This window comes from Streptomyces lienomycini, from assembly GCF_027947595.1.
GTDB classification, from domain to species: Bacteria; Actinomycetota; Actinomycetes; order Streptomycetales; family Streptomycetaceae; genus Streptomyces; species Streptomyces lienomycini.
Window position 1 is genome coordinate 5,694,455 of record NZ_CP116257.1, and the last position, 23,240, is coordinate 5,717,694.

Consider the following 23,240-nt stretch of genomic DNA (forward strand, 5'->3'; position numbering starts at 1 on the left):
CACGCTTCGACTCTCCCTTCCCACGGCCGGTTGAGCCGTGCGTGCCGGACGCGTCTTCGCGTACGGCGCCGCCGCCGGTCTTCTCGGTGACCTCCTCCTCGGCGATCCACGCCGCGGACACCCGGTCGCCGCGTTCGGCCGTGCCGCGGGTGCCGTGGAACAGGTGCTGTGGCGGGACCACCGGGGGTGGGGCGCGCTGCACACCGTCGTGTGCGCCGGTGGCGCCGCCGCGCTCGGCTCGGCCGCCGCGCGGGCCGTACGCCGCTCTCCCGCCGTCTCCGTCGTACTGACGGGCGCGGCCACCTGGGCGGTGGTCGGCGGCACGTCGCTCGCCCGGGAGGCCGGTGCGATCGGGCGGGCCCTGGAGGCGGGGGACGTCGAGGCGGCGCGGGCGCGGCTGCCGCACCTGTGCGGGCGGGACCCGCAGGCGCTGGACGCCGACGGGATCGCCCGGGCCGTCGTGGAGTCCGTCGCCGAGAACACCTCGGACGCGGTCGTGGGCGCCCTGGTGTGGGGCGCCGTGGCCGGAGTCCCGGGACTGCTCGGTTTCCGGGCCGTGAACACGCTGGACGCCATGGTCGGCCACAAGTCCGCCAGGTACCGCCGCTACGGCTGGGCCTCGGCCCGCCTGGACGACCTCGCGGGCTGGCCGGGCGCCCGTCTGACCGCCGTACTGACCACCGCGGCCGGTGGCGATCCGCGGGGCGCCGTACGCGCCTGGCGTGCGGACGCCGGGCGGCATCCGAGCCCCAACGCCGGGCCCGTGGAGGCGTCGTTCGCGGGCGCGCTCGGCGTGCGGCTCGGCGGGACGCTCTCCTACGGCGGGCGGGTGGAGCACCGGCCCGTCCTCAACGGGGCGGCGGGACGCGCCGTCCGGGCCGGTTCCGGCGACATCGACCGGGCCGTGCGCCTCTCGCGGCGCGTGGGCTGGCTGGCGCTGGGCGTGTGCGCGGGCGCGCGGCTGCTCGCGCACGGCATCGCCGGGAAGGGACGTACGTCGTGAACGGTGGCCTGCTCGTCGCCGGTACCACCTCCGACGCGGGCAAGAGCGTCGTCACCGCCGGGATCTGCCGCTGGCTGGTGCGCCAGGGCGTCAAGGTCGCGCCCTTCAAGGCGCAGAACATGTCGCTGAACTCCTTCGTGACCCGCGAGGGTGCCGAGATCGGCCGGGCCCAGGCCATGCAGGCCCAGGCGTGCCGGGTGGAGCCGACCGCGCACATGAACCCGGTGCTGCTCAAGCCCGGCGGGGAGCGCAGCAGCCAGGTCGTGCTGCTCGGCAGGCCGGTCGGCGAGATGAGCGCCCGCGGCTACCACGGCGGGCGCCAGGAGCGGCTGCTCGGCACGGTGCTCGACTCGCTCGCCGCACTGCGCGGCACGTACGACGCGGTGATCTGCGAGGGGGCGGGCAGCCCGGCCGAGATCAACCTGCGCCGCACCGACATCGTCAACATGGGGATCGCCCGGGGCGCCGGACTCCCCGTCCTGGTCGTCGGCGACATCGACCGCGGGGGCGTCTTCGCCTCCTTCTTCGGCACGGTGGCGCTGCTGGCGCCCGAGGACCAGGCACTGGTCGCCGGGTTCCTGGTGAACAAGTTCCGGGGTGATGTCTCGCTCCTGGAGCCCGGGTTGGAGATGCTGCACGGTCTCACCGGGCGGCGGACGTACGGCGTACTGCCCTTCCGGCACGGGCTCGGCATCGACGAGGAGGACGGGCTGCGGGTCTCCCTGCGCGGGACGGTGCGGGAGTCGGTCGTCGCGCCGCCGGTCGGCGAGGACGTGCTGCGGGTCGCCGTCTGCGCGGTCCCGCTCATGTCCAACTTCACGGACGTGGACGCGCTGGCCGCCGAACCCGGTGTCGTGGTGCGGTTCGTGGACCGTCCGGAGGAACTGGCCGACGCCGACCTGGTGATCGTGCCGGGGACGCGCGGGACGGTACGGGCCCTGGAGTGGCTGCGGGAGCGGGGGCTCGCGGACGCCATCGCGCGCAGGGTGGCCGAGCGGCGGCCCGTGCTCGGCATCTGCGGCGGCTTCCAGGTCCTCGGCGAGCACATCGAGGACGAGGTCGAGTCCCGCGCCGGGCACGTGGACGGCCTCGGACTGCTGCCCGTGCGGGTGCGGTTCGCCCGCGAGAAGACCCTCACCCGGCCGGTGGGCGAGGCCCTCGGCGAGCGCGTCGAGGGGTACGAGATCCACCACGGGGTGGCCGAGGTGACCGGCGGCACACCCTTCCTGGACGGCTGCCGGGTCGGCCAGACCTGGGGCACGCACTGGCACGGCTCGCTGGAGTCGGACGGCTTCCGGCGGGCGTTCCTGCGCGAGGTGGCCGCCGCCGCGGGCCGCCGCTTCGTGCCGGCTCCCGACACCTCGTTCGCCGCGCTGCGCGAGGAGCAGCTCGACCGGCTCGGCGACCTGATCGAACACCACGCGGACACGGACGCGCTGTGGCGGCTCATCGAGTCCGGCGCGCCGCAAGGACTGCCCTTCATTCCACCGGGAGCGCCCGCATGAGCACAGTGCTGTTGTTGTCGACCGCCGACACGGACCTGCTGGCGGCCCGCGCGTCGGACGCCGCCTACCGGATCGGCAACCCGACCCGGGTCGACGTCCGCGAGGAGCTGCCGGGCCTGGTCGAGGGCGCGGACCTCGCCGTCGTCCGCCTGCTCGGCGGCAAGCGCGCCTGGGAGGACGGGCTCGCCGCGCTCAGGGCCGCCGGGATCCCGACCGTCCTGCTGGGCGGCGAGAGCGTGCCGGACGCGGAGCTGATGGCCGAGTCGTCGGTCCCGGCCGGGGTGGTGGCCGAGGCGCTGCGCTACCTGGTCGAGGGCGGCCCGGACAACCTCACCCAACTCGCCCGCTTCCTGTCGGACACGGTGCTGCTGACCGGCGAGGGCTTCGACGAGCCGGAGAAGATGCCGGAGTACGGCGTCCACGGCGAGCGCCTCTTCACCGAGGGCCGCCCCACGGTCGGCGTGCTCTTCTACCGGGCCCACCAGCTGAGCGGCAACACCGCGTTCGTCGACACGCTGTGCGACGCGATCGAGGCACGCGGCGCCAACGCCCTGCCGGTGTACTGCGGTTCGCTGCGCGACGCGGACCCCGGGCTGTACGGGCTGCTGGGCCGGGCCGACGCCCTGGTCGCCACGGTCCTCGCGGCCGGCGGCACGCACGCCTCGCAGGCCTCGGCGGGCGGTGACGAGGAGGCCTGGGACATCGGCGCGCTGGCCGACCTGAACGTGCCGGTGCTGCAAGGGCTCTGCCTGACCTCCTCCCGGGCCGCCTGGGAGGCGTCGGACGCCGCGCTCTCCCCCATGGACGCGGCGATGCAGGTCGCGATCCCGGAGTTCGACGGGCGGCTGGTCACCGTGCCCTTCTCCTTCAAGGAGCAGGGGCCGGACGAGGTCCCGGTCTACGTCGCCGACCCGGAGCGGGCGGGGCGGGTCGCCGGGATCGCCGTACGGCACGCGGCGCTCGGCCACAAGGCGAACGCCGACAAGAGGGTCGCGCTGGTCTTCACGGCGTACCCGACCAAGCACTCCCGCGTCGGCAACGCCGTCGGTCTCGACACCCCGGCGTCGGCCGTGCGGGTCCTGGACGCGCTCAGGGACGCGGGGTACGGGGTCACCGGATACCCGTCCGAGGGCGACGAGTTGATCCACCGGCTGATCGAGGCCGGCGGCCACGACGTGGAGTGGCTGACGGAGGACCAGCTGGCCGCCGCTCCCGCGCGGGTGCCGCTGGCCGACTACCGGGCCTGGTTCGAGAAGCTGGACCCGGAGCTGCGGGACGGCATGCGGGAGGCGTGGGGCGAGCCGCCGGGTTCGCTGTACGTCGACGGCGACGACATCGTGCTGGCCTCGCTCCGGTTCGGGAACGTCGTGGTGATGATCCAGCCGCCGCGCGGCTTCGGGGAGAACCCGATCGCGATCTACCACGACCCGGACATGCCGCCCTCGCACCACTACATGGCGGCCTACCGCTGGCTGGAGAACAGCTTCGGCGCCGACGCGATCGTGCACATGGGCAAGCACGGCACGTTGGAGTGGCTGCCGGGCAAGGGCCTGGGGTCGAGCTCGGGCTGCGCACCGGACGCCGTCCTCGGCGACCTGCCGCTGATCTACCCGTTCATCGTCAACGACCCCGGCGAGGGCACCCAGGCCAAGCGGCGCGGCCACGCCACCGTCGTCGACCACCTCGTCCCGCCGATGGCGCGCGCGGACACCTACGGCGACCTGGCCAAGCTGGAGCAGCTGCTCGACGAGTACGCCCTCGTCTCCGACCTGGACCCGACGAAGGCGCCCGCGGTCCGCGCGCAGATCTGGACGCTGGTCAAGGCGGCCGAGCTCCACCACGACCTGCACGTGGACGACCAGCCGGACGACGACGCCTTCGACTCCTTCGTCATGCACATCGACGGCTACCTGTGCGAGATCAAGGACGTGCAGATCCGCGACGGCCTGCACATCCTGGGCGGCGGCCCGGTCGGCGAGCCGCGCGTCAACCTCGTCCTCGCGGTGCTGCGCGCCTCGCAGGTGTGGGGCGGGCAGGCGAACGCGCTGCCGGGCCTCAGGGCGTCGCTGGCCGAGCGCTTCGGGCTGGTGGAGAAGGAGCTGCTGGCCGAACCCGGCGCCCCCGTGAAGGTGCCGGTGGAGCTGACGGACCTGGTGGACGGCCCTGCGCGGTCGGCGGCCGACGCGATCGATCTGCTGGAGCAGCTGTGCCGGCGGTTCGCGGAGGGCATGGAGCTGCGGGCGTGGGACGCGGTGGCCGTCCCGGGTCTGGTCCGCGACGTGCTCGGCACCGAACTGTCCGACGCGGTCGCGGTGCTGGAGTTCGCCTGCACCGAGGTCGTACCGCGCCTCGCCCGGACCACGGACGAGATCGGACACATCCTGCGGGCCCTGGACGGCGGTTACGTCCCGGCCGGGCCGTCGGGCTCCCCGACCCGCGGCCTGGTCAACGTCCTGCCGACCGGCCGGAACTTCTACTCCGTCGACCCGAAGGCGATCCCGTCCCGGCTGAGCTGGGAGGTCGGCCAGTCGCTGGCGGACTCGCTGATCCAGCGGTACCTGAACGACACGGGCGAGTACCCGAGGTCGGTCGGCCTCACGGTGTGGGGCACGTCCGCGATGCGTACCCAGGGCGACGACATCGCCGAGATCCTGGCGCTGCTGGGCTGCCGCCCGGTGTGGGACGACGCGTCGCGCCGGGTGACGGGCTTCGAGGTGGTGCCGGTGGCGGAGCTGGGCCGGCCGCGCGTGGACGTCACGGTGCGCATCTCCGGGTTCTTCCGGGACGCGTTCCCGCACGTGGTGGGGTTGATCGACGACGCGGTGCGGGCGGTGGCGGAGCTGGACGAGCCCGCGTCGTCCAACTTCGTGAAGGCGCACGCCGACGAGGACACCGCCGAGCACGGCGACCGGCGCCGGGCGACGTCCCGCATCTTCGGCTCCAAGCCGGGCGCGTACGGGGCGGGTCTGCTGCCGCTGATCGACGCCCGCAACTGGCGCAGCGACGCGGACCTGGCCGAGGTGTACGCGGTGTGGGGCGGCTACGCCTACGGGCGGGGGCTCGACGGGCGGGCGGCGCGCGGGGACATGGAGACGGCGTTCCGGCGGATCGCGGTGGCGGCGAAGAATGTCGATACGCGTGAACATGACATCGCCGATGCGGACGACTACTTCCAGTATCACGGCGGCATGGTCGCCATGGTGCGCCATCTGACGGGCGAGAGCCCGGAGGCGTACGTGGGCGACTCCGCCACCCCCGACCAGGTGAAGACGCGGACGTTGAGCGAGGAGACGCACAGAGTCTTCCGGGCGCGGGTGGTCAACCCGCGCTGGATGGCGGCGATGCGGCGGCACGGCTACAAGGGCGCCTTCGAGATGGCGGCCACCGTGGACTACCTCTTCGGCTACGACGCCACGGCAGGGGTGGTGGACGACTGGATGTACGAGAAGCTCAGCGCGGAGTACGTCTTCGACGCGGAGAACCGGGACTTCATGAAGAAGTCCAATCCCTGGGCCCTGCGCGGCATCACCGAGCGGCTCCTGGAGGCCGCCGACCGGGGGCTGTGGGCGGAGCCGGACGCGGAGACGCTGGAGCGGCTGCGCACCACCTATCTGGAGCTCGAAGGCGACTTGGAGGGCGACGACAAGTGAGTACCCCGTTCCCGTTCACGGCCGTCGTGGGCCAGGACGACCTGCGGCTCGCGCTGTTGCTGAACGCCGTCTCACCGAGCGTCGGCGGTGTGCTGGTGCGCGGTGAGAAGGGCACCGCCAAGAGCACGGCCGTGCGGGCGCTGTCGGCACTGATGCCGGAGGTGGACGTCGTCTCTGGGTGCCGTTTCTCCTGCGACCCCGACTCCCCCGACCCCGCCTGCCCGGACGGCCCGCACGAGCCGGGCGCCTTCGCCTCGCGTCCGGCGCGGATGGTCGAGCTGCCCGTCGGGGCCTCCGAGGACCGGCTGGTGGGCGCCCTCGACATCGAGCGGGCGCTGGCGGAGGGCGTGAAGGCGTTCGAGCCCGGCCTGCTCGCCGACGCGCACCGCGGGATCCTCTACGTCGACGAGGTCAACCTGCTCCACGACCACCTCGTGGACCTGTTGCTGGACGCCGCCGCGATGGGCGCCTCCTACGTCGAGCGCGAGGGCGTCTCCGTGCGGCACGCCGCGCGGTTCCTGCTGGTCGGGACCATGAATCCCGAGGAAGGTGAACTGCGTCCCCAACTGCTGGACCGCTTCGGACTCACCGTCGAGGTCGCCGCCTCGCGCGAGCCCGAGCAGCGGGTGGAGGTCGTCCGGCGCCGGCTGGCGTACGACGACGACCCGGCCGGTTTCGCCGAGCGCTGGGCCGACGAGGAGGCCGCCGTACGGGCGCGGATCGTGGCGGCGCGGGAGCTGCTGCCGACGGTGCGGCTGGGCGACGGGGCGCTGCGGCAGATCGCGGCGACCTGTGCGGCCTTCGATGTGGACGGCATGCGGGCCGACATCGTGATGGCGCGGACGGCGACCGCGCTGGCGGCGTGGGCCGGGCGGACGGAGGTCCTCGCGGAGGACGTACGACAGGCGGCGTTGCTGGCGCTGCCGCACCGGCGGCGGCGCAATCCGTTCGACGCGCCGGGCCTTGACGAGGACAAACTGGACGAGACGCTCGAGGAGTTCGGCGGGCAGGACGGTCAGGGCGAGGACGGGGACGACGACCCCGATCCGGGTCCCGACGGCGGTCCCGGTGGGCAGCCGGAGCCCGACGACGCACCGCAGGGCGACGGGGATGCCGCCGCGCGTCCCGAGGCCGGGGAGGGCGGCGAGCCGCAGCCTTCCGGCGGCGCCGGTGAGCAGTCCCCCGCGCGTGCCGCCGAGCCGTTCCGCACCAAGGTGCTGAGCGTGCCGGGGCTGGGTCAGGGTGCCGCCGGGAGGCGTTCACGGGCGCGGACCGAGCACGGGCGTACGACGGGCGCCCGGCGGCCGCGGGCGCGCTGACGAAGCTGCACCTGGCCGCGACCGTGCAGGCCGCCGCGCCGCACCAGCGGGCGCGGGGCCGCAGCGGGCCCGGGCTCGTGGTGCGCCGGGACGACCTGCGGCAGGCGACGAGGGAGGGGCGTGAGGGGAATCTCGTGCTGTTCGTCGTCGACGCCTCCGGGTCGATGGCCGCGCGGCAGCGGATGAGTGCCGTCAAGGGTGCCGTGCTGTCGCTGCTGCTGGACGCGTACCAACGGCGGGACAAGGTGGGGCTGGTGACCTTCCGGGGTTCGGCGGCCGATGTGGCGCTGCCGCCGACGTCGTCGGTCGACGCGGCGGCGGTGCGGCTGGAGTCGCTGCCGACCGGGGGGCGTACGCCGCTGGCCGCCGGGCTGCTGCGCGCCCACGAGGTGCTGCGGGTGGAGCGGTTGCGGGATCCGGCCCGGCGGGCGCTGGTCGTGGTGGTGACGGACGGGCGGGCCACCGGCGGCCCCGAGCCCGTCGCGCTGGCGGGGCGCGCGGCGCGGCTGTTCGCCGCCGACGGGGTCGCCTCGGTGGTCGTGGACTGCGAGTCGGGTCCCGTGCGGCTCGGGCTCGCCGGGCGGCTGGCGGGTGAGCTGGGCGGTACGGCGGTGACGCTGGACGAGCTGCGGGCGGACTCGATCGCCGGTCTCGTGAAGGACGTGCAGGGCAGCAGGAGGGCCGCGTAATGCCGCAGGGCAAGCCGAGTGTCGTACCGGACGACGGGCTGACGACCCGTCAGCGGCGCAACCGTCCGTTGGTCGTGGTGCACACGGGCGTCGGGAAGGGCAAGTCCACCGCCGCGTTCGGGCTGGCGCTGCGCGCCTGGAACCAGGGGTGGCCGATCGGGGTGTTCCAGTTCGTCAAGTCGGCCAAGTGGAAGGTCGGCGAGGAGAACGCCCTGCGGGTGCTGGGCGCCAGCGGCGAGGGCGGGTCCGTCGCCTGGCACAAGATGGGCGAGGGCTGGTCCTGGGTCCAGCGCGACGCGCAGCTGGACAACGAGGAGAAGGCCCGCGAGGGCTGGGAGCAGGTCAAGCGGGACCTGGCCGCCGAGACGTACAAGCTGTACGTGCTGGACGAGTTCGCCTATCCGATGCACTGGGGGTGGGTCGACACCGACGAGGTGGTGTCCGTGCTGCGCGAGCGGCCCGGGACCCAGCATGTCGTGATCACCGGGCGGAACGCGCCCGGGGCGCTGGTGGAGTGCGCCGATCTCGTCACCGACATGTCCAAGGTCAAGCATCCGATGGACGCGGGGCAGAAGGGGCAGAGGGGCATCGAGTGGTGACGTCCTCCGGCTCCGTCGGTCCTGCTGGCTCCGTCGGTCCCGCCGGCTCGGCCGTTCCCCGGCTGGTCGTCGCCGCGCCTTCGTCCGGCAGCGGCAAGACCGCCGTCGCCACCGGGTTGATGGCCGCGCTCACGGCGCGCGGGCTCACCGTGTCCCCGCACAAGGTCGGGCCCGACTACATCGACCCCGGCTACCACGCGCTCGCCACCGGGCGGGTGGGGCGGAACCTCGACGCGTATCTGTGCGGGCCCGAGCTGGTCGGGCCGCTGTTCCTGCACGGGGCGCGCGGGTGCGACCTCGCCGTCGTCGAGGGTGTGATGGGGCTGTACGACGGGGCGGCGGGCGAGGGGGAACTCGCCTCCACCGCGCAGGTCGCCAAGCTGCTGCGGGCGCCGGTGGTACTGGTCGTGGACGCGTCGTCGCAGTCGCGGTCGGTGGCGGCGCTGGTGCACGGGTTCGTGTCCTGGGACCCGGAGGTGCGGATCGGGGGCGTGATCCTGAACAAGGTCGCGTCGGACCGGCACGAGGCGCTGCTGCGGGAGGCGGTGGACTCCGTCGGGGTGCCGGTCCTCGGGGTGTTGCGGCGGGCGCCGCGGGTCGACGTGCCGTCGCGGCATCTGGGCCTGGTGCCGGTTGCGGAGCGGCGCGGTGCGGCGGTGGACGCCGTTGACGCGATGGCGGCGCAGGTCGCGGGCGGGTGCGATCTGGAGGCGTTGGTCCGGCTGGCGCGGAGTGCGGGGCCCTTGGGTTGTGCGGCTTGGGATGCGGGTGAGGCCTTGGTTTCCTCGCCCCCGCCGCGCCTTCCCGTCCCGTCCCCGGGGGCAGCGCCCCCAGACCCCCGCCCTCGGCCTGGACGGCCTGGTCCTCAAGCGCCGGGCGGGCCGGAGGGCGCCGGCCGGGGTGTGAAGGTCGCCATGGCCGGTGGGCCCGCCTTCACGTTCTCCTACGCCGAGCACACCGAGCTGCTCGCCGCCGCCGGGGCCGAGGTCGTGCCGTTCGATCCGTTGCGGGACGAGGAGTTGCCCGAGGGGACCGCGGGGCTCGTCATCGGGGGCGGGTTCCCGGAGGTGTACGCCTCCGAGCTGTCCGCCAACGAGGGGCTGCGGAAGTCCGTCGCCGAGCTGGCGCTGAGCGGGGCTCCCGTCGCCGCCGAGTGTGCGGGGCTGCTGTACCTGTGCCGGGAGTTGGACGGGTTGCCGATGTGCGGGGTGCTGGACGCCTCCGCGCGGATGTCGGAGCGGCTGACGCTGGGCTACCGGGACGCCGTGGCCGTGTCCGACAGTTCGCTGGCCGTCGCGGGGACGCGGATGCGGGGGCACGAGTTCCACCGGACGGTCGTGGAGCCGGGGGCCGGGGCGGCGCCGGCCTGGGGGATGCGGGCGCCGGAGCGGCGCGTCGAGGGATTCGTGGAGCGCGGTGTGCACGCGAGCTATCTGCACACGCACTGGGCGGCCGAGCCCGGTGTCGCCCGTCGGTTCGTGGAGAGGTGCCGGACGTCATGAGCAGCAGGCTGATCGGGGTGGGAGTCGGGCCCGGGGACCCCGAGCTGGTGACCGTGAAGGGCGTCAACGCGCTGCGGGACGCCGACGCGGTGGTCGTGCCGGTGATGGCCGCACCCGATGGGAGGGACGGCGGCGAGCGCGGCCGCGCCGAGGCGACCGTGCTGCACTACGTGGGCGCGGAGAAGGTCGTACGGGTGGTGTTCGCGCTGAACGAGCGCGCCGACCGGGCGCGGCGCGAGGCGGCCTGGGACGCGGCCGGGGAGCGGGTGGCCGGGCTGCTGCGGGAGCATGCCGCCGTCGCCTTCGCGACCATCGGGGATCCCAACGTGTACTCGACCTTCACCTACCTCGCGCAGACCGTCGGCGCGCTCGTGCCGGGGACGGTCGTGGAGACCGTGCCGGGGATCACCGCGATGCAGGATCTCGCGGCGCGGTCGGGGGCCGTGCTGACGGAGGGCACCGAGCCGTTGACGCTGGTGCCGGTCACCGCGGGGTCCGCGGTGCTCAAGGAGGCGCTGCACGGGCCCGGCACGGTCGTCGCGTACAAGTTCGGCCGGCAGGCCGCCGAGGTGGCCGAGGCGCTGCGGGAGAGCGGGCGGCTGGACGACGCGGTGTGGGGGTCGGCGCTGGGGCTGCCGGAGGAGTCGGTGCGGCCGGCCGGCGAGCTGGACGGGGCGCCGCTGCCGTATCTGTCGACGCTGATCGCACCCGCCCGGCGCGAGGGCGGGCGGGGCGGGAAGCTGTGAGCGCCCGTGACGACGGGTGCGGCTCGCGGCGCTCAGTCGGCGATGCCGACCACCAGCCAGATGAACGCCGCACCCGCGACCGTGCACAGCAGGGTCGAGCGGGCGGGGTGCTCGTGGTGGGCCTCGGGCAGGATCTCGGCCGCGGCGAGGTAGAGGAGCACGCCGCCGAAGAGACCGAGATAGGCGCCGAGCGCGCCCTCGGGGATGGTGAAGAGCAGGGTGGAGGCCGCGCCGAGGACGGGGGCGATCGCGTCGGCGACCAGCATCGCGATGGCGCGGCGGCGGGCGTTGCCGTACAGGCTGGTCAGTGTGTAGGTGTTGAAGCCGTCCGCGAAGTCGTGGGCGATCACGGCCATCGCCACCGCCGCGCCCATGCCGCCGCCGACCTGGAAGGCCGCGCCGATCGCCACGCCGTCCATCGCGCTGTGCCCGACCATCGCGGCGGCGGCCGTCAGGCCCACCTCGGGCGAGCGCCCGCCGTGCTCGTCGCCGCCGTGTGCGGCGCGGCGGGCCGCCAGCAGGCGTTCCACGAGGTGCGCGAGCAGGAATCCGGCGACGAAGAGCAGCAGTGCGGCCGGCACGCCGAACACCTCGTCGCCCGCCGCCTCCAGGGCCTCGGGCAGCAGGTCGAGGCCGACGACGCCCAGCATGAGGCCGCCGGCCAGGCCCAGGACCAGGTGGCGCCGGTCGGTCACGCGCTGCGCCGTCCAGCCGCCGGCCAGCGTCATCAGGAACGCGCCGAGCGCGACGAAGACCGCCATGGGCCCTTGGTATCCGATCACCCCGCGTTCACGCGCGTACGACAGCAGCAACCGCAGTAAATATGCGCAGGATGCACAGGAGAGGACCGAAAACGATGGATTCCGAGGCCAAGGTGACCTTCGTCGGTGCCGGTCCCGGCGCCGCCGATCTACTGACGTTCCGTGCGGCGCGTGCCATCGCCGAGGCGGACGTGGTGATCTGGGCGGCGAGCCTGGTCCAGGCGGAGGTGCTCCAGCACGCGCGGGAGGGTGCCGAGGTGCTGGACTCGGCGACGTTGTCGCTGGAGGACGTGGTCGCCGTCTACCGGCGGGCGCGGGCGGAGGGGCTGCGGGTGGCCCGCATCCACTCCGGGGACCCGGCGCTGTGGGGCGGGACGCAGGAGCAGCTCGACCGATGCGCGGAGATCGGCGTGGCGACCGAGATCGTGCCCGGTGTCTCCGCGTTCTCCGCGGTCGCGGCGCTCGCCGGGCGGGAGCTGACGATTCCCGAGGTCGCGCAGTCCGTGATCCTCACCCGGCTCGGCGGGGGCAAGACGCCGATGCCGCCCGGGGAGGAGGTCCGCGAGTTCGCGAAGCACGGCACGACCATGGCGGTCTTCCTGTCGGCGGCGCGCAGCGGCCAGTTGGTGCGGGAGCTGCTGGAGGGCGGCTACCCGACCGAGACGCCGGTCGTCGTCGCCTACCAGGCCACCTGGCCGGAGGAGCTGGTCGTGCGGTGCACGATCGGCACGCTGGAGGAGACGGTCAAGGAGCACCGGCTCTGGAAGCACACCCTGTTCCTGGTCGGCCCGGCGCTCGACGCGCACGGCACCCGCTCGCACCTGTACCACCCGGGGCACTTCCACGGCTATCGCAAGGCCGACCCCGAGGCACGCCGTGAGTTGCGCTCGCGGGGTGCGAGCACGTGATCACCGTGGTCGGGGCGGGGACCGGCTCCCCGCTGCCCGAGGACGTGGCCGACGGTGCGGAGCTGGTCGTCGGCGGGCGGCGGCACCTGGACGCCGTACGGCTGCCGGCAGGGGCCGGGACGGTCGTCCTGGGGGCGTTGGCGCCCGCGCTGGACACGGTCGCGGAGTACGTCGCGAAGGGGCGGCCGGTGACCGTGCTGGCTTCCGGTGATCCGGGGTTCTTCGGGATCGTGCGGGTGCTGGCGGAGCGGTTCGGTCGGGAGCGGCTGGACGTGCGGCCCGGGGTGTCGTCCGTCGCGGCGGCCTTCGCGCGGGCCGGGTTGCCGTGGGACGACGCCGTGGTGGCCAGCGCGCACGGGCGGGACCTGCGGAGGGCGGTGAACCTGTGCCGGGCGCACCCGAAGGTCGCCGTGCTGACCGGTCCCGGGGCCGGTCCCGCGGAGCTGGGGGACGCGCTCGGGTCCGACGGGCGGGTGTTCGTCGTCGCCTCCGCGCTGGGTTCGGCCGAGGAGCGGGTGGAGCGGGTGACGCCCGCCGAGGCGGCCGTACGCGACTGGGGTGCGGCGGTGAGCGTGGTGCTGTGCCTGGACGAGGCGCGGGCGCTGGGGCCGGTGCGGGCGGTGGCGGGGCCGCGGCCGGGGCCCGCGGGGTGGGCGCTGGACGAGGCGGAGTTCGCCCACCGCGACTCCATGATCACCAAGTTCGAGGTGCGGGCGCTGGCGCTGGCGCGGCTCGGGCCGCGCCCCGGCGACCTGGTGTGGGACGTCGGCGCGGGCTCCGGGTCGGTGGCCGTGGAGTGTGCGCGGCTGGGTGCCGCCGTCACCGCCGTCGAGAAGACGCCGGACGGGGTCGGGCGGGTCCGCGCCAACGCCGCCGCGCACGGCGTCGACGTGCGGGTGGTGCACGGGGCGGCGCCCGCGGTCCTGTCCGGCCTCGGGGACGACCCCGACGCCGTGTTCGTGGGCGGTGGCGGGCGCGAGCTGCCCGCGATCGTCGCCGCGTGTGCGCGGCGGGCCCGGCGCGTCGTGGTCGTCGCCGTGGCCGCGCTCGACCGGGTGCCGGCGGCCCGCGAGGCGCTGCTCGGCGCCGGGCTCGTGTGCGACGGGGTGCTGCTGCAGTCGTCGCGGCTGGCGCCGCTGCCGGGGGACGTGACCCGGCTGGCGGCCGCCAATCCCGTCTTCCTGCTGTGGGGCGTCAGGCCGCACGGCCGTACCGAAGGAGTTTCCCCTTGATCGGCCTCATCTCCGCCACGGCGGCGGGAGCGGCGGCGCGGGACCGGCTGGCCGCGGCGTGGCCGGACCGCACGCGGGTGTACGGGGGTCCCGTCGCGGACGCCGTACGGACCGCGTTCGCCGAGTGCGACCGGATCGTGTGCTTCCTGGCCACGGGCGCCGTGGTCCGGCTCGTGGCGCCGCTGCTGGACGACAAGCGCACCGACCCGGGTGTGGTGTGCGTCGACGAGGGCGGCCGGTTCGCCGTGTCGCTGGTCGGCGGGCACGGCGGCGGCGCCAACGGACTCGCGCGTGCGGTCGGCGAGGTGCTGGGCGCGGAGCCGGTGGTGACGACGGCGACCGACGCCGTCGGGCTGGCCGGCCTGGACACGCTCGGACTGCCCGTGGAGGGCGACGTCGCCGGGGTGTCGCGGGCGCTGCTGGACGGCGTGCCGGTGGCCCTGCGCGCCGAGGTGGCGTGGCCGCTGCCGCCGCTGCGGGTGGCGCGGGAGGGGGCCGACGCGGCGTACGCGGTCCGGGTGACGGACCGCGCGGTGGAGCCGGCCGGGGGCGAGGTCGTCCTGCGTCCGCCGTCCCTGGTCGTCGGGGTCGGCGCCTCCCGGGGGGCGCCGGTCGGGGAGGTGCTCGGGCTGGTCCGGGACACCCTGCGCGAGGCGGGACTGTCCGCCGCGTCGGTCGCCGAACTGGCCACCGTGGACGCCAAGGCGGAGGAGCCGGGGATCGTCGGGGCCGCCGAGCGGCTGGGCGTGCCCCTGGTGACGTACCCGGCCGACGCGTTGGCGGGCGTGGAGGTGCCCAACCCCTCCGACGCGCCGCTCGCGGCCGTGGGCACCCCGTCGGTCGCGGAGGCGGCGGCGCTGGTGGGCGGGGGTGAACTCCTGGTGCCCAAGCGGAAGTCGGCGGCGGCGCCCGCGAGGGCGACCTGCGCGGTCGTACGGCGTCCGGGGCGCGGGCGGCTCGCGGTGGTCGGGCTCGGGCCCGGTGCCCGGGACCTGGTGACGCCGCGGGCGCGGGCGGAGCTGCGGCGGGCGTCGGTGCTGGTCGGTCTCGACCAGTACGTCGACCAGATCCGCGATCTGCTGCGGCCCGGCACGCGGGTGCTGGAGTCGGGGCTCGGCGCGGAGGAGGAGCGGGCCCGGACGGCGGTCGAACAGGCGCGGCGCGGGCATGCCGTGGCGCTGATCGGCAGCGGGGACGCCGGGGTGTACGCGATGGCCTCGCCCGCGCTGGCCGAGGCGTCCGACGACATCGACGTGGTCGGGGTGCCGGGCGTGACGGCGGCCCTGGCGGCCGGGGCGATCCTGGGCGCACCGCTGGGCCACGACCACGTGTCGATCAGCCTGTCCGACCTGCACACGCCGTGGGAGGTCATCGAGCGGCGGGTGCGGGCGGCGGCCGAGGCGGATCTCGTCGTGACGTTCTACAACCCGCGCAGCCGGGGCCGGGACTGGCAGTTGCCCAAGGCCCTGGCGATCCTCGCGGAGCACCGGGAACCGTCGACTCCGGTGGGTGTGGTGCGCAACGCGTCGCGCGCCGACGAGTCCAGCCGCCTGTCCACGCTCGCCGCGCTCGATCCGGCGACCGTCGACATGATGACCGTCGTGACGGTGGGCAACACCGCGACCCGGGAGATCTCCGGGCGCATGGTGACACCGCGCGGCTACCGCTGGCAGGAGGACCCGGCGACCCGCCGCTCCCCTGCCCCTTCCTCCCGGGCCTCGGGGTCCGGGACGTTCGCATCCGAGCAACCCGAGGAGACCCTGTGAGGACCCCGCCCGCCCTGCTCATCGCCGGACACGGCACCCGGGACGAGGCCGGAGCCGAGGCGTTCCGCGACTTCGTGCGCGAGCTGGGCCGACGCCACCCCGAACTGCCCGTCGCGGGCGGCTTCATCGAGCTGTCCCCGCCGCCGCTGGGCGACGCGGTCGCCGAACTGGTGGAGCGCGGTGTGCGCCGGTTCGCCGCGGTGCCGCTGATGCTGGTGTCGGCCGGGCATGCCAAGGGCGACATACCGGCGGCGCTGTCCCGCGAGCGGGAGCGCCACCCCGGCATCACGTACACCTACGGACGCCCGCTGGGCCCGCACCCGGCGCTGCTGCGGGTGCTGGAGCGGCGTCTGGCGGCGGCGGTCGATCCGGCCTGGGACCCGGCGGAGGTGACCGTGCTGCTGGTCGGGCGCGGGTCGACGGATCCGGACGCCAACGCCGAGGTGTTCAAGGCGGCGCGGCTGATGTGGGAGGGGCGCGGGTACGCGGCCGTGGAGACGGCGTTCGTGTCGCTGGCGCAGCCGGACGTGCCAGGCGGTCTGGAGCGGTGCGTGCGGCTGGGCGCCCGGCGGGTGGTCGTGCTGCCGTACTTCCTGTTCACCGGGATCCTTCCGGACCGGGTCCGGCACCAGACCGAGGAGTGGGCGGCCGCGCACCCGGAGACCGAGGTGCGGTCGGCGGACGTCATCGGCCCCGAGCCGGAGCTGCTCGACCTGGTGTGGGAGCGGTACGAGGAGGCCGTCGGCGGCGACCTGCGGATGAACTGCGACAGCTGCGTGTACCGGATCGCGCTGCCGGGGTTCGAGGACAAGGTGGGGCTGCCGCAGCAGCCGCACTTCCACCCCGACGACGACGGCGACCACCACCACGGGCACCATCACGGGCATGGACACGCACACTCCCCCGCCCGCTGAGGCCCAGGGGCCGCACGCCGAGCCGCGGGGACCCGATCTGCGACACCACGGGGACGCCGAGGTGCGCGACGACGGTTCGGCGCTGGTGGACCTCGCGGTGAACGTCCGCGCGGACACTCCCCCGGCCTGGCTGCGCGAGCACGTCGCCGCCTCGCTCGGCTCGCTCGCCGCCTACCCGGACGGGCGGGCCGCGCGGGCGGCGGTGGCGGCGCGGCACGGGCTGCCGGTGGAACGGGTGCTGCTCACGGCGGGCGCGGCGGAGGCGTTCGTGCTGCTGGCGCGGGCGCTGAAGGTACGCCGGCCGGTCGTGGTGCACCCGCAGTTCACCGAGCCGGAGGCGGCGCTGCGGGACGCGGGGCACACGGTCGACCGGGTGCTGCTGCGGGAGGCGGACGGTTTCCGGCTCGACCCGGCGGCCGTGCCCCGGGACGCCGACCTGGTGGTGGTCGGCAACCCGACGAACCCGACCTCGGTGCTGCACCCGGCGGGCGTACTCGCGTCGCTGGCCCGGCCGGGGCGGACGCTGGTCGTGGACGAGGCGTTCATGGACGCGGTGCCGGGTGAGCGGGAGGCGCTGGCCGGGCGGACGGACGTGCCCGGCCTGGTCGTCCTGCGCAGCCTCACCAAGACGTGGGGGCTGGCGGGGCTGCGCATCGGGTACGTCCTGGCGGACCCGGGGACGATCGGTGAACTGGAGCGCGCCCAGCCGCTGTGGCCGGTGTCCACGCCCGCGCTGGCGGCCGCCGAGGCGTGCGTGGCGCCGCGGGCGCTGGCGGAGGCCGCCCACGCCGCCCACCGCGTCGCCGCCGACCGGGACCGTCTCGTCGCCGGGCTGGCGGGCTTCGCCGACGCCGGGCTCCGGGTCGTCGCACCGGCCGAGGGTCCCTTCGTCCTGCTCCGCGTTCCGGACGGCGCCGCCGTACGGCACCGGTTGCGCGGCCTCGGGTACGCGGTGCGGCGCGGGGACACGTTCCCGGGGCTGGGCGCGGACTGGCTGCGCCTGGCGGTGCGGGACCGGGCGACGACGGACGGCTTCCTGCGGGCGCTGGAGCGGGCGGTGCGGTGACGGAACCGGCCGCCCGACCAGGCGGCCTGGCGGCCTGAGGGCGCGGGTCCCCCCGGCCGCCCTCGGCCGCTCCCCGTCCGGGCGGTTCCTCCTCCGCACGGCTCCCTCTCCGGCCGCCACCGTCTCCGGACGGCTCCCTCCCCGGCCGACACCGTCTCCGGACGGCTTCCCGTCCGGGCGGTCCCCCTCGCTCCCCCTCCGCACGGCCTCCCCTCCGCACGGCTCATCCTCCGCACGGCTCCCCATCCGCACGGCTCATCCTCCGCACGGCTCCCCATCCGTACGGCTCCGCCTCCGGACGGCTCCCTCCGGCCGACACCGTCTCCGGACGGCTTCCCGTCCGGGCGGTCCCCCTCGCTCCCCTCCGGACGGCTTCCCGTCCGGAAACTCTGCCTCCAGCCGGCCCCCTCCAGCCCCCTCGGCCGCGCTCCCCCTCCGGGCGGCTGCCTCCAATCGGCATCCCGCCCGGCTGGCTCTCTCCGGCAGGCTCCCCGTCCGGAAACTCCCCTCCGGCCGGCTGCCCCGTCAGCCTCGCCTGCGGCGGGTCAGGAGCAGTGCCCCGCCGCCCGCCAGGACCAGGGCCGCGGCACCGGCCGCGAGGTACGGGGTCGACGAGCTGCCGCCGGTCTCGGCCAGGTCGGTCCCGGTGCGGGCACCCTGGGCCTTCACGTCGGCCGCGGGTCCGGCGGCGGGTTCGGCATCCTGGTCGGCCGGGGGCGCGTCGGCCTTCGCCGGGGGCTGCCCGGCCTCGTCCGCGGGGGCGGCCGGGGACTCGCACGTCGCCCCGGCCAGGGTCACGGTGCCCTCGACCTCGGCGACGTTCAGGTCGAGGGGGTTGACGGAGACCTTGAGTTCGAGCGCCGTCGCGGCGGCCGTGCGGGAGGTGGTCTTCTCCTTCGAGAGGTCGAGCCGCACCTCGCCGACGCCGGGCACCTTCACGTCCGTCGTCCCGCCGGTGGTGAGCGTGACCTTCTTGCCGAGGACCGTCACCGGGCCCAGCAGGTTGGCGTCGGCGACGGGCTGCTTCCCCGCCTCGCAGGTCGCCGTGGAGGTGACCTCCTGGACCTCGATCACCGACAGCAGCGGCAGCCCGGGAACGTGGAGCCGGGCGCGGGCCAGCGTGGTCGAGCCCTCGCTCCTCTCGGCGGTGGCCGTCGCCTTCGCCTCGGCGACGTCGGCGCGCAGGACGCTGAAGGGCTTCCCGCCGTCGACGCCGTCCAGCCGGGCGGTGAGCGCGGTCTTCTCGGCGCTCTCGGGTGCCTGCACCTCGTTGAGGGTGACCGCGAGCGGGACGTTCACGGTCTTGTTGAGCAGGGAGACGTCGAGCCCGGTACGCAGGACGGTGGCGCTCGCACGGCCGTGGTCGCCGGTCGCGTGGGCCGAGCCCGCGCCGGCCAGCGTCGCGGGGCCCGCGGCCAGTGCCGTGGCCGCCGCGACGGTGGCGAGACGGCGTGCGGGCATGCGGAAGGTGTTGCCGTTCAAGGTGGTGGGACCCCCAGTGAGACATGCGTGCGGGGCACGCATGAGCGATGTGCTCGGGACCCGCACAGAATGTCCCCGCACCCGCCGAACCGTCAGCGAACCCGGGGCACTTCACCCCTTCGTGAGGTTTTGGCGAACCCTTTCGATTCCTCTCGCACGGACGTTCCCCGACGTCACTCCTGTCGGCTAACCGACGACCCGTCCGTTCAGCACCACCCGGCGCGGAGCGCCGAGCACGCGCACGTCCGCGCGCGGGTCCTCGTCGTACACCACCAGGTCCGCGGGCGCCCCCTCGTCCAGGCCGGGACGGCCGAGCCAGCGCCGGGCGGCCCAGGTCGTCGCGGCGAGGGCCTCGACGGGCGGGATGCCCGCGGTGACCAGCTCCGCGACCTCGGCCCCGGCGAGCCCGTGCGCCAGGGCGCCGCCCGCGTCCGTGCCGACGAAGACGGGGACACCCGCGTCGTAGGCGTCCCGAACGGTGTCGTAGCGGCGTTCGTGGAGCCGGCGCATGTGGGCGGACCAGCGCGGGAACCGGGTCTCGCCACCGGCGGCCAGCGTGGGGAAGGTGGCGATGTTGACGAGGGTGGGCACGATGGCGACGCCGCGTTCGGCGAAGAGCGGGATCGTGTCGTCCGTGAGCCCCGTGGCGTGCTCGACGCAGTCGATCCCGGCCTCGACCAGGTCGCGCAGGGAGTCCTCGGCGAAGCAGTGCGCGGTGACGCGGGCGCCGAGGCGGTGGGCCTCCGCGATGGCCTTCTCGACGGCGCCGCGCGGCCAGCAGGCCGACAGGTCGCCTAGGTCGCGGTCGATCCAGTCGCCGACGAGTTTCACCCAGCCGTCGCCGCGCCGGGCCTCCTGGGCGACGTACGCGACGAGGTCCTCGGGCTCGATCTCCCAGGCGTAGTTGCGGATGTAGCGGCGGGTGCGGGCGATGTGCCGGCCGGCCCGGATGATCTTCGGGAGGTCCTCGCGGTCGTCGATCCAGCGGGTGTCGGAGGGCGAGCCCGCGTCGCGGACGAGGAGGGTGCCCGCCTCCCGGTCGGTCAGCGCCTGCTTCTCGGCGACGTCCTCGGGGACGGCCCCGTGCTGGTCCAGGCCGACGTGGCAGTGCGCGTCGACCAGGCCGGGCAGCGCCCACCCCTCGACGGTGCGGACGTCGGCGGCGCCCGCGGGGCGGTCGTACGAGATCCGGCCGTCGACCACCCACAACTCGTCCCGGACCTCCTCCGGCCCGACGAGCACCCGTCCCCTCACGTGCAGCACCGCGCGATCGCTCATGCCCCGCACCCTAGACCGGGGCCCGGGGCTCTTCGCGGCCCGGTCACCGGCCGTCACCGCGGGCCGCGGCGCGGGCCTGCCGCTCGGTCGCGAACCCGGCCGCCACGGCGCCGCCGACGGCGGTGAGCGCCAGGACCGCGACGCCGGGGTTGAGGTAGCCGGGGATGTCGGCGGACGCGTAGCCGTCGCCGTCGAGGGTCTCGCAGCGGAAGCCGAAGGGCAGGTAGGAGGCGGAATGGCCGACGACCGTCCCGGACAGCTCCGGGGACACCCCGGCGCGGCAGGGCAGCGGGGGCGAGGAGCCCGCGCCGCCGTCCTCGGCCTGCATGACCGCGAGCCCGACGCACAGCGCGCCCCAGAGGTACAGCAGGACGGCGGCGCCGCCGGCGGCCCCGGCGAGGATCCGGAAGGGCGCCCCCGGTCCGCGCGGCCCGGCGACGGCCGCCGCCGGGACCGCCGCGACGGGGCGGCGGGGGTAGGTGCCGGCGCCCCGGCGCAGGACGACGGCCGTCACCAGCGCGACGAGGACGAGCAGCAGCAGAGCGGGCACGGGCGCAAGTCCATCAGTCCGGCACCCACCCGGCTGTGGCGGAAGCCACAATTCCGGGCGTGGGGGTGTCGCAACGGAAGCCCTCCGGCGCGAGTGACGGCGGGGGCCGTGGTTACTCTCGACTCCATACGCGACGTACCCGCGCCGCGCACCTGCCGTTACTGAAGAGAGCACCGCCGTGACCCATCCCTTCCTGGATCTCGCCCCGCTGAGCGCCGGCCGTTTCGCCGCGATCGAGGACCGGGTCGCGCGTCTGCTGGGCACCGCGCAGGACGTGGTGGTCATGCAGGGCGAGGCGCTGCTGCCGCTGGAGGGCGCGATCCGCGCCGCCGCAGGTCCGGGCACCGTCGCGCTGAACATCGTCACGGGGCCCTACGGGCAGACCTTCGGGAACTGGCTGCGGGACTGCGGCGCGACCGTGCACGACCTCGCCGTGCCGTTCCACGCGGCCGTCTCCGCCGAGCAGGTCCGCCGGGCGTTCGCCGAGCACCCGGAGATCGACTTCGTGTCGCTGGTGCACGCCGAGGCGGCGACCGGCAACACCAACCCGGTCGCGGAGGTCGGCGAGGTGGTGCGGGCGCACGGCGCGCTGTTCTACCTGGACGCGGTGGCCTCCGTGGGCGCGGAGCCGGTGCTGCCGGACGCGTGGGGCGTGGACCTGTGCGTGATCGGCGCGCAGAAGGCGATGGGCGGCCCGGCCGGGGTGTCGGCGGTGTCGGTGAGCGAGCGGGCGTGGGCGCGGATGGCGGCGAACCCGAACGCCCCGCGCCGGTCGTACCTGTCGCTCCTCGACTGGAAGGAGCGCTGGATCGACGGCGGGCGCAAGGCGCTGCCGCACGCGCCGGCGCAGTTGGAGATGCTCGCGCTTCAGGCGTGCGTGGAGCGCTTCGAGGCGGAGGGCGCCGGCACGGTGATGGCGCGGCACGCGTCGGCCGCGGCGGCGACCCGGGCGGGCGCGCTCGCGCTGGGCGGCCTGGAGCCGTACGTGTACGAGGCGAGGGACGCGGCGCCGGTCGCGACGACGCTGCGGACGCCGTCGGACGTCGACGCGTCCGCGCTGGTGGCCCGGGCCCTGGAGTCCGACCCGGCGCTGCCGCTGGCGGCGGGCGGGGGCGCGCTGGCGGGCGAGATGATCCGGGTCAACCACTACGGTCCGGACGCGACGCGCGGGGCGGTGCAGGGCTGCCTGGCGGCACTGGGTGCCGCGCTGGCCGAGCGGGGGCTGAAGGCCGACCTGGAGGCCGCTCGGCGGGCCGTCGAGGAGGCGTGGGAGCGGCCGGCCGGCACCGGCCTTTCGGAAGGATGAATTCGAGGGAATTCCCGAAGCTCACACAAGCAGAATTTAGGAATTCCACTCAGCGCAGCTTCCCGTATTCTTCTGCCCGCTTTCCCCGGACCTAAACACAAAGATTTCACGAGTCCCGATCTTCACATTTCGGACACGTCTCGCACGGGTTACGCGATTGTGACCCGATCCACATGCTGCCCGTTTTGCGGCATGTATCCCGCACAAAACCTCTCATAACGCCGCCGTCTCGCGCGGCAGCACGCGCCCGCGTGATAACACATGGGGCGTCCATTCGTAACCCCATCCGGCGATGCAATTTCGAATTTCCCTGGGTAAATTCAATTTGCATGACTGCCGCGCAAGCAGACCTGCAAATCGATCGTCCGAGAGTGGCCGACGGGGCCGCCCTGTGGCGGATAGCGAGGGATTCCGAGGTCCTCGACCTGAACTCGTCCTACAGCTATCTGCTCTGGTGCCGGGACTTCGCCGCCACGTCGGCCGTCGCCCGCGACGAGCGCGGTGAGCCGGTCGGCTTCGTCACCGGATACGTACGTCCGGACCGTCCGGACACCCTGCTCGTGTGGCAGGTGGCGGTGGACGCGGCGTACCGCGGGCGCCGGCTCGCCGCCTCCCTGCTCGACGGGCTGGCCGAGCGGACCGTCGCGGAACGCGGTCTGACCACGCTGGAGACCACCATCTCCCCCGACAACACGGCCTCCCAGCGGCTGTTCACCTCGTTCGCCGAGCGTCGTGGCGCCCGGCTGGAGCGCGAGGTGCTGTTCGACACGGACGTGTTCCCCGACGGTCCGCACGAGCCCGAGGTCCTCTACCGCATAGGTCCCCTGACCGCAACCGGCTGACCGGCCGTCCGGACGGCCCGGCACCCCGTGCCAGTCCGGCCCCAGAGACTTCCCGCGGACCGCACCGGTCCCCGGATCCGTACGACCTTCCTCTCCCACCCTCACCCCACGAGGAGCGATTC

17 protein-coding genes and 1 pseudogene are annotated in these 23,240 nt (G+C 74.9%); 14 read left to right on the top strand and 4 right to left on the bottom strand.

All coding sequences use genetic code 11. The features are described 5' to 3' along the window. Positions 1-37: 37 nt before the first annotated feature. The 7 genes and pseudogenes from BJ961_RS25995 to cobI all read left to right on the top strand — a co-directional run bounded on the left by BJ961_RS25995 (position 38) and on the right by cobI (position 11,013). Entirely contained in the window at positions 38-1,003 is a 966-nt protein-coding gene (locus BJ961_RS25995; protein WP_271415213.1) for a cobalamin biosynthesis protein, read from the top strand. Continuing rightward, positions 1,000-2,508: a cobyric acid synthase gene (locus BJ961_RS26000; RefSeq protein ID WP_271415214.1), complete on the top strand. Its 1,509-nt coding sequence runs from the start codon at positions 1,000-1,002 to the stop codon at positions 2,506-2,508. Before BJ961_RS25995 ends, BJ961_RS26000 begins: the two co-directional genes overlap by 4 nt. Then, positions 2,505-6,158: a cobaltochelatase subunit CobN gene (gene cobN / locus BJ961_RS26005; RefSeq protein WP_271415215.1), complete on the top strand. Its 3,654-nt coding sequence runs from the start codon at positions 2,505-2,507 to the stop codon at positions 6,156-6,158. Before BJ961_RS26000 ends, cobN begins: the two co-directional genes overlap by 4 nt. Further along, positions 6,155-8,166 (top strand): annotated as a pseudogene (locus BJ961_RS26010) (putative cobaltochelatase). The gene cobN and the pseudogene BJ961_RS26010 overlap by 4 nt, the downstream one beginning before the upstream one ends. Next, positions 8,166-8,765, top strand: a complete 600-nt coding sequence (gene cobO, locus BJ961_RS26015; protein WP_271415216.1) for a cob(I)yrinic acid a,c-diamide adenosyltransferase — start codon at positions 8,166-8,168, stop codon at positions 8,763-8,765. Before BJ961_RS26010 ends, cobO begins: the two are co-directional and overlap by 1 nt. Then, positions 8,759-10,267: a cobyrinate a,c-diamide synthase gene (locus BJ961_RS26020; RefSeq protein ID WP_381159968.1), complete on the top strand. Its 1,509-nt coding sequence runs from the start codon at positions 8,759-8,761 to the stop codon at positions 10,265-10,267. The genes cobO and BJ961_RS26020 overlap by 7 nt, the downstream gene beginning before the upstream one ends. Then, on the top strand, positions 10,264-11,013 hold the full coding sequence (cobI, locus tag BJ961_RS26025; RefSeq protein WP_271415217.1) for a precorrin-2 C(20)-methyltransferase: 750 nt from the start codon (positions 10,264-10,266) through the stop codon (positions 11,011-11,013). The genes BJ961_RS26020 and cobI overlap by 4 nt, the downstream gene beginning before the upstream one ends. A gap of 32 nt (positions 11,014-11,045) precedes the next feature. On the opposite strand, the gene BJ961_RS26030 is transcribed toward cobI, so the two are convergent. Beyond that, positions 11,046-11,774 carry a ZIP family metal transporter gene (locus BJ961_RS26030; RefSeq protein WP_271415218.1) on the bottom strand — a complete coding sequence of 243 codons (729 nt, stop codon included), beginning with the start codon at positions 11,772-11,774 and terminating at the stop codon, positions 11,046-11,048. Between the two features lie 95 nt (positions 11,775-11,869). Between BJ961_RS26030 and cobM the strand changes: the two genes are divergently transcribed. Genes cobM through cobC form a run of 5 tightly spaced genes read left to right on the top strand, consistent with a single transcriptional unit; the run spans position 11,870 to position 17,660 of the window. Beyond that, positions 11,870-12,682, top strand: coding sequence for a precorrin-4 C(11)-methyltransferase (gene cobM / locus BJ961_RS26035; protein WP_271415219.1), 813 nt, complete (start codon positions 11,870-11,872; stop codon positions 12,680-12,682). Beyond that, positions 12,679-13,914 carry a precorrin-6y C5,15-methyltransferase (decarboxylating) subunit CbiE gene (gene cbiE / locus BJ961_RS26040; RefSeq protein WP_271415220.1) on the top strand — a complete coding sequence of 412 codons (1,236 nt, stop codon included), beginning with the start codon at positions 12,679-12,681 and terminating at the stop codon, positions 13,912-13,914. The genes cobM and cbiE overlap by 4 nt, the downstream gene beginning before the upstream one ends. Further along, positions 13,911-15,680: a precorrin-3B C(17)-methyltransferase gene (cobJ, locus tag BJ961_RS26045; RefSeq protein WP_271415221.1), complete on the top strand. Its 1,770-nt coding sequence runs from the start codon at positions 13,911-13,913 to the stop codon at positions 15,678-15,680. The genes cbiE and cobJ overlap by 4 nt, the downstream gene beginning before the upstream one ends. Then, a complete protein-coding gene (locus tag BJ961_RS26050) occupies positions 15,677-16,594 on the top strand; it encodes a sirohydrochlorin chelatase (RefSeq protein WP_271415222.1) in 918 nt (305 codons plus the stop codon). The genes cobJ and BJ961_RS26050 overlap by 4 nt, the downstream gene beginning before the upstream one ends. Further along, positions 16,566-17,660 (top strand): Rv2231c family pyridoxal phosphate-dependent protein CobC, encoded by a 1,095-nt coding sequence (gene cobC, locus BJ961_RS26055; RefSeq protein WP_271415223.1) that lies wholly within the window; start codon positions 16,566-16,568, stop codon positions 17,658-17,660. The genes BJ961_RS26050 and cobC overlap by 29 nt, the downstream gene beginning before the upstream one ends. 525 nt (positions 17,661-18,185) lie before the next feature. On the opposite strand, the gene BJ961_RS26060 is transcribed toward cobC, so the two are convergent. From BJ961_RS26060 to BJ961_RS26070, 3 genes are all read right to left on the bottom strand, one after another. Further along, entirely contained in the window at positions 18,186-19,142 is a 957-nt protein-coding gene (locus BJ961_RS26060; protein ID WP_271415224.1) for an SCO1860 family LAETG-anchored protein, read from the bottom strand. A gap of 186 nt (positions 19,143-19,328) precedes the next feature. Next, a complete protein-coding gene (locus tag BJ961_RS26065) occupies positions 19,329-20,420 on the bottom strand; it encodes an amidohydrolase family protein (protein WP_271415225.1) in 1,092 nt (363 codons plus the stop codon). A 43-nt stretch (positions 20,421-20,463) separates the two neighbouring features. Then, positions 20,464-20,970, bottom strand: a complete 507-nt coding sequence (locus tag BJ961_RS26070; protein WP_271415226.1) for a hypothetical protein — start codon at positions 20,968-20,970, stop codon at positions 20,464-20,466. A gap of 178 nt (positions 20,971-21,148) precedes the next feature. On the opposite strand from BJ961_RS26070, the gene BJ961_RS26075 reads away from it, so the two are divergent. Further along, positions 21,149-22,276, top strand: coding sequence for a pyridoxal-phosphate-dependent aminotransferase family protein (locus tag BJ961_RS26075; RefSeq protein ID WP_271415227.1), 1,128 nt, complete (start codon positions 21,149-21,151; stop codon positions 22,274-22,276). A 329-nt stretch (positions 22,277-22,605) separates the two neighbouring features. Continuing rightward, positions 22,606-23,118 (top strand): diaminobutyrate acetyltransferase, encoded by a 513-nt coding sequence (gene ectA, locus BJ961_RS26080; RefSeq protein ID WP_271415228.1) that lies wholly within the window; start codon positions 22,606-22,608, stop codon positions 23,116-23,118. Positions 23,119-23,240: the final 122 nt, after the last annotated feature.